Source organism: Vibrio sp. 10N.222.48.A3 (genome assembly GCF_041475345.1).
GTDB lineage: Bacteria > Pseudomonadota > Gammaproteobacteria > Enterobacterales > Vibrionaceae > Vibrio > Vibrio tasmaniensis_A.
Genome location: NZ_JBFRVX010000151.1, coordinates 1 through 4,949, shown reverse-complemented (window position 1 = coordinate 4,949; position 4,949 = coordinate 1). Strand labels below are relative to the sequence as shown.

The following is a 4,949-nucleotide window of genomic DNA, read 5'->3' as shown; positions in this document are numbered from 1 at the left end:
AAATAGGCTTGCTACCGGGTTTAAGCTCTCATCTGATTAAATAAGTCATAGCCGAATGCAGGAGAATAAATGCGTTCGGCTATTTTTTGTACCATTTATTTTTCTTAAATAAACTGATTGCATATTAAATTGGTTTGTATCATGCCTTTGGCTTAGTACCCAGTTAACTCCATATAGCCCGTACCAGAGTGTGTTCCTTCAATAACGATTGGCCCTTCCCAATAGGGTACAGACAGTGGCATTTTTGCTTCTGGATTGAGTGCCGAGACGGTCAGTTCGATTTGTTGAGTTGGAATCGAAACTTGCCATTCTGTTGGATAATCGCGTCCGTCGATTTCTGTTTGCTTGATAGCGGTTAAGCGGATGTCTTGCTGCTTAATCGCGATGCCAGAGCCATTTTGTTTCATCAGCCTTGCATGGGAATAACTGGCTTTGCCTGTTGTTGAGTTTCGAAGTTGAAATACCACCAAGCTGGTTTCATCACTCAGCCTTAGCGCAAACCAATCCCAACCTTGTTGCGAGTCGAGTAAAAACTGAGAGCTCCATTCTCTGTCTATCCAACCTTTGCCAGAAACCAGATGGGTTACTCCATCAATAGTTACCTCGCCCGATACATTAATGAATGGTTGACTGTAGTAGTAGGAAGCCACTTTGCCATCGCTACTTTTAGTGCTGTAGCCTTGTACGCCTTGCTTTTGATAAGGCGCGTTGCTGGTTAACTTAAGCGAGTAGCCAAACTGATCTGAATTAGCGTCCAAGGTTGCGGGGAATAGATCATCGCTTGAAGAGTTCCATTGCCAGTCATCAAGATAGACACGAAATGGGGAAGTGCTGACACCCGCCAGTTCAGCTTGGTCACGTGACCACTTTTCATCGGCGTAGTGCTTATCTTTAGTGGTGACTGCGCTGTGTGCCATGTAGATTTGCTGACTTTGCCACGTAGTTTTCTTAGTGCTATTGCCACTTTCCAGTGGTGCAGCCGCGAAGCGGAATTGTGTCCACTGCACGCCTAACGCATTGCCGTCTTCATCAATTAAGTTTGCGGTTAAGTACCACCATTCATGACGAAAATTAGGGTGTGCTTGATGGTCGGCAGGGAAGGTGATCTCGATACCTTTTACTACCGGAGAAAATTGCGCTTGATCGATTGCCGTTTCATTCTCGGTTTGTGTTTCTGCGCCAAGTATCGAACCCATATTTTGAGCTGATGGTTGAGTTGACTCCTCATACCCTAAAAGGAGCAAGATGCCAAGTGTGAGAACGAAAACTCTCATTGTTCGATTCATCACAACACCTCGCTCTGTAAACTGGATACCACGGGTTTACTGACCAAACGCCACAGTGGAATCAAGGTCGCAAACACAGCCACTAGAATGGTGATGGCTGCGATGCTGAGTGCGTCACTCCAATTCCATACGTAATTTAAGCTCCAACCAAAGGCGCGCAGGGTAACGATGTCCGTCAACACATAACCGACCATAGCGCCGAGTGGTAAGGCGATAACCAGAGTGAAGGCGACCAGAACAACGATTTGTCCGACCACCATCGCCATCAATTTTTTCTGACTAACACCGAGCGCATACAACCTTGCAATCGCGGCTTTGCGTGCATCGAGCAACATGAAACAGGCGCAGAACAACCCTATCACCGCCACCATTAAAGTGACGCCATTAAGCGCCCGAGTGATGGCAAAAGTTTGTGAGAAGATATCTAAAGCGATCGATTTTATCTGTGCTTGATCGTAAAGCTGGCTAGGGTGCAAATTGAGTTGTTGGCGTAGCTGTTCGTACACCACTTGTGGGTCGCCAGAGGCTTTGATTCCCAAGCTGGTGGGTAAGTCAGTAAACCCGCTTTCGAGCCATAAATTAGGTGCAAGCAACACTTCACCATTCGGTGAGCCATAATCGTGGAAAATCGCCCCGACGATGAGTGTTTTGTTTTGGATCGAGTCGAGCTTGAGTTGGCTTCCAAGGGACAACCCGAGCTTCACCGCAGTGGGTTCGCTGATCGCCACGAATTCACCTTGGTAAAAGCGCGTCCAGAAATCATCAAGGTGGGATTGAAATACCATGGTTTGCTCAAGTGTGTCTCTGTCTTTGGTACCGAGCAAAGTCGGCAAGCCCTGTAAGTTATCGTTGACATAGTATTGCTTATAAACGGTTTCAACATTTTCAAACTGCTCTAACGCACGTTCCACATTCGCGATTTCACCTTGGGCAGGGCTAACGTAAATATCGGCATGTAATCGCTGTTCAAGCCATTGCTTCAACGTGGATTCAAAGCTGCCGACTAAGGTATTCATTCCCACATTTGCGGTGACAGCGAGAAGCAACGCCATCATGGCGAGGGAGAGAGGGGAGATAAGTTCACGCAGCTCAGCGAACAGATATTGTATTAACCCCGATTGGGTACGTTTTTCGCTCCAGTTCGCTAGCACGCTGAGTGTTTTGGGCAAATACAAAGGAATCGACACCACTAACACACCGAGCCATGCCATGGTGAAGCGATGATGTTCGCTCAGCCATAACCCTGCTAACGCGACAATGGTTAATACTGACCCTATAACAAACAGCTGATTTTCGTTAGACGCTTCCGGCGCTTGATAGAAACCGCCATGGGAAGAGAGGGGTTGTCGCACTCGCTGTTTAAAGTGCTGCCAACACGCGACAAGCGTTGCGGCCAGCGTGAGTAGCAGTGCCTGCACTAACCATTGCCACTGCCATGTGCCGGGAAGCAGTGTCGCACCATAAAGTTGCTCAAGCGTTATCGCGACGGTGGGATGCAGCCAATGGCTGAGTTGAATGCCGAGAATGAAACCAAGTGATGCGCCTAGTGTGACTAAAACCGTGAGCTCGATTAGCAGAGCAGAAAACACGATGCTTGGCGCAACTCCAGCTTGTTGAATTTGTACCAACAGCCGATTACGCTTGAGCAAGCTGTATTTTACGCCGTTGTAAGCGATGAACAAACCAACCAAAAACGCCAACAAACTCATGGCGGTAAGATTGAGGTGAAAACTATCGGTAATTGAACCGAGATCCGTACTTTGGTTGTTGGAAATCCATTGCCCCTGTTTGTCGATAAGGCTTTGCCACTTATCCTGAGTATTGCTGTTAGTGTCGCTCTTAGTGTCAAAAATAGCGATATAGCTCAGTTCCCCTTGCTTGTTCAGCAGTTGCTGAGCGAACCCAATGTCCATCAACATTCGGCTACCGAGCTGCCATTCATCTGGCAGTACCACAACCTTGGTGAGTACTTCATCCAAAGTGAGCGTGTCCACTTCGTCCAAACTCTGGTGCTGAGATTGGCTCATCATCACAATGGGTTCACCCGCTAAGAGTTGCGGCAAAGGTAAGGCCTTGTCGAACAGGGAAATGTTTGGCTCTTTGGTTTGAGTGTTGCTTTGTTCGTCGACACGAGCGTGACGAGATCTTGAAGTGAGGGCGGCGATCAACTCACTGCCTTGAACTGACCAGCGTCGGCCTTGTTCGTCTCTGATTCGCCCTTCAATCACGGGCAGCGCTGCGCTTAATCCACTTTGTCTTAAGGTGAAGTAGAGCGATTCCGGCAAATAGTTTTGCCCTGCTGGTGGAATGATAAGGTTCTGCGCTTGGGCGCTAAGTTGCTCGGTCGATTCTGCATAACTGCGCTTGGCATTGAGGTTGATGGCTTGCACCGCGACAAACAAGGTGACCGCCAGCACAATGCCGATCAGAATCGCTGCGGCTTGCAGTGGCGACTGGCGGTAGTGTGCCGCGAATAGATTCAGAGTCAGTTTGGTATGGGTGGGCTGGTTCTGTGCGAAGCCAGTTTGTTTCATTGGATTACTCACAACGTTGCTACTCTTTGGGTTAGCTCCGCGTTCCTTAAACAACCATCATCTAACACCAATTTTGTCTGCATAAAGCTGGCACATTCTGGGCTGTGCGTAACCAAAAGTACGGCAGTGTTGCCTTGTGTGGTGATTTCACTCAGCAACTTCATCACCTCAATGCCTGCCTTGTGGTCGAGGTTGCCTGTGGGTTCGTCGGCAAGCAATAGCTTAGGTTTATGGGCTAGCGCACGCGCTATTGCGACTCGTTGTTGCTGACCGCCAGAGAGTGCGGATACGTGTCTTTCGAGTAGCTCACTGATGCCCAATGCATCAACTAAATAATCGCACCAGTCGCTCCATTTCTGTTGATTTAAATGGAGAGGAAACGCGATGTTTTGTTTTACGTTGAGTGGCGTTAATAAGTTGAACTGTTGAAAGATAACGCCTAGTTTTTGATGGCGGAATCGGCTCCACTGTGGATCTTTCCAATCTGATGTGTTCTCGCCATCGAGCCACAATTCTCCACCAGATAGTTCGCCACCGGATAGAGGTTCAAACCCCGCAATGATATTCAGCAGAGTACTTTTCCCACTGCCACTCGCCCCTGTCAAAGCCACGCTTGCCCCTGTCGCCAAAGCGAAATCGAAATTGTCCAACACGCTATGAGTGTCTTTACCATCAACAAAGCTTTTGCTGGCCTGTGTGAGTGTGACAATAGGGCTTTCCATTTCCTTTCCTTATAACCAAAACTAACCATCAAAAGGTGTCGTTACTTGTGGCTATTACCGAAGCGACAAGCTCTATAAAACTGTAGACAATAATCTCAAACAATAGAGCGATTTATATCGAATTATTAATTAACTTGTACTTCGATAAGAGGGAAATAGATCAGTGCGAGGGAGAATACAGATGTTGGTGGGAATGTTTAAGCCATCAAAGATGTTTTCGAATTTGTTGTTAGATGGTTCGTGACCACGTTTATGATCTTAGAGTAAAGACTATTTGCTCTAAATTTTCACGTAAGAAGACGCAATAACAACTTGTTGTTAACGTAATGAGATTAATTTATTCGCGATTGTGTACTTACACCACTAATCGCTAATACAAGATGGCAGATTCTATTATTTTCGAATAT

The 4,949-nt window shown here is 47.1% G+C and carries 3 protein-coding genes; all 3 read right to left on the bottom strand.

What is annotated here, in order from left to right:
* Positions 1 to 152 precede the first annotated feature (152 nt).
* Genes AB4653_RS05665 through AB4653_RS05655 form a run of 3 tightly spaced genes read right to left on the bottom strand, consistent with a single transcriptional unit; the run spans position 153 to position 4,542 of the window.
* A complete protein-coding gene (locus tag AB4653_RS05665) occupies positions 153 to 1,286 on the bottom strand; it encodes a lipocalin-like domain-containing protein (protein ID WP_009845801.1) in 1,134 nt (377 codons plus the stop codon).
* Positions 1,286 to 3,820 carry an FtsX-like permease family protein gene (locus AB4653_RS05660; protein ID WP_009845800.1) on the bottom strand — a complete coding sequence of 845 codons (2,535 nt, stop codon included), beginning with the start codon at positions 3,818 to 3,820 and terminating at the stop codon, positions 1,286 to 1,288. Before AB4653_RS05660 ends, AB4653_RS05665 begins: the two co-directional genes overlap by 1 nt.
* Positions 3,821 to 3,828: 8 nt before the next feature.
* Positions 3,829 to 4,542, bottom strand: a complete 714-nt coding sequence (locus AB4653_RS05655) for an ABC transporter ATP-binding protein (protein WP_009845799.1) — start codon at positions 4,540 to 4,542, stop codon at positions 3,829 to 3,831.
* Positions 4,543 to 4,949 lie beyond the last annotated feature (407 nt).

Coding starts and splice junctions, on each gene's coding strand:
- AB4653_RS05655 (WP_009845799.1), bottom strand. CDS start 4,542: ATGGAAAGCCCTATTGTCACACTCACACAGGCCAGCAAAAGCTTTGTT.
- AB4653_RS05665 (WP_009845801.1), bottom strand. CDS start 1,286: ATGAATCGAACAATGAGAGTTTTCGTTCTCACACTTGGCATCTTGCTC.
- AB4653_RS05660 (WP_009845800.1), bottom strand. CDS start 3,820: ATGAAACAAACTGGCTTCGCACAGAACCAGCCCACCCATACCAAACTG.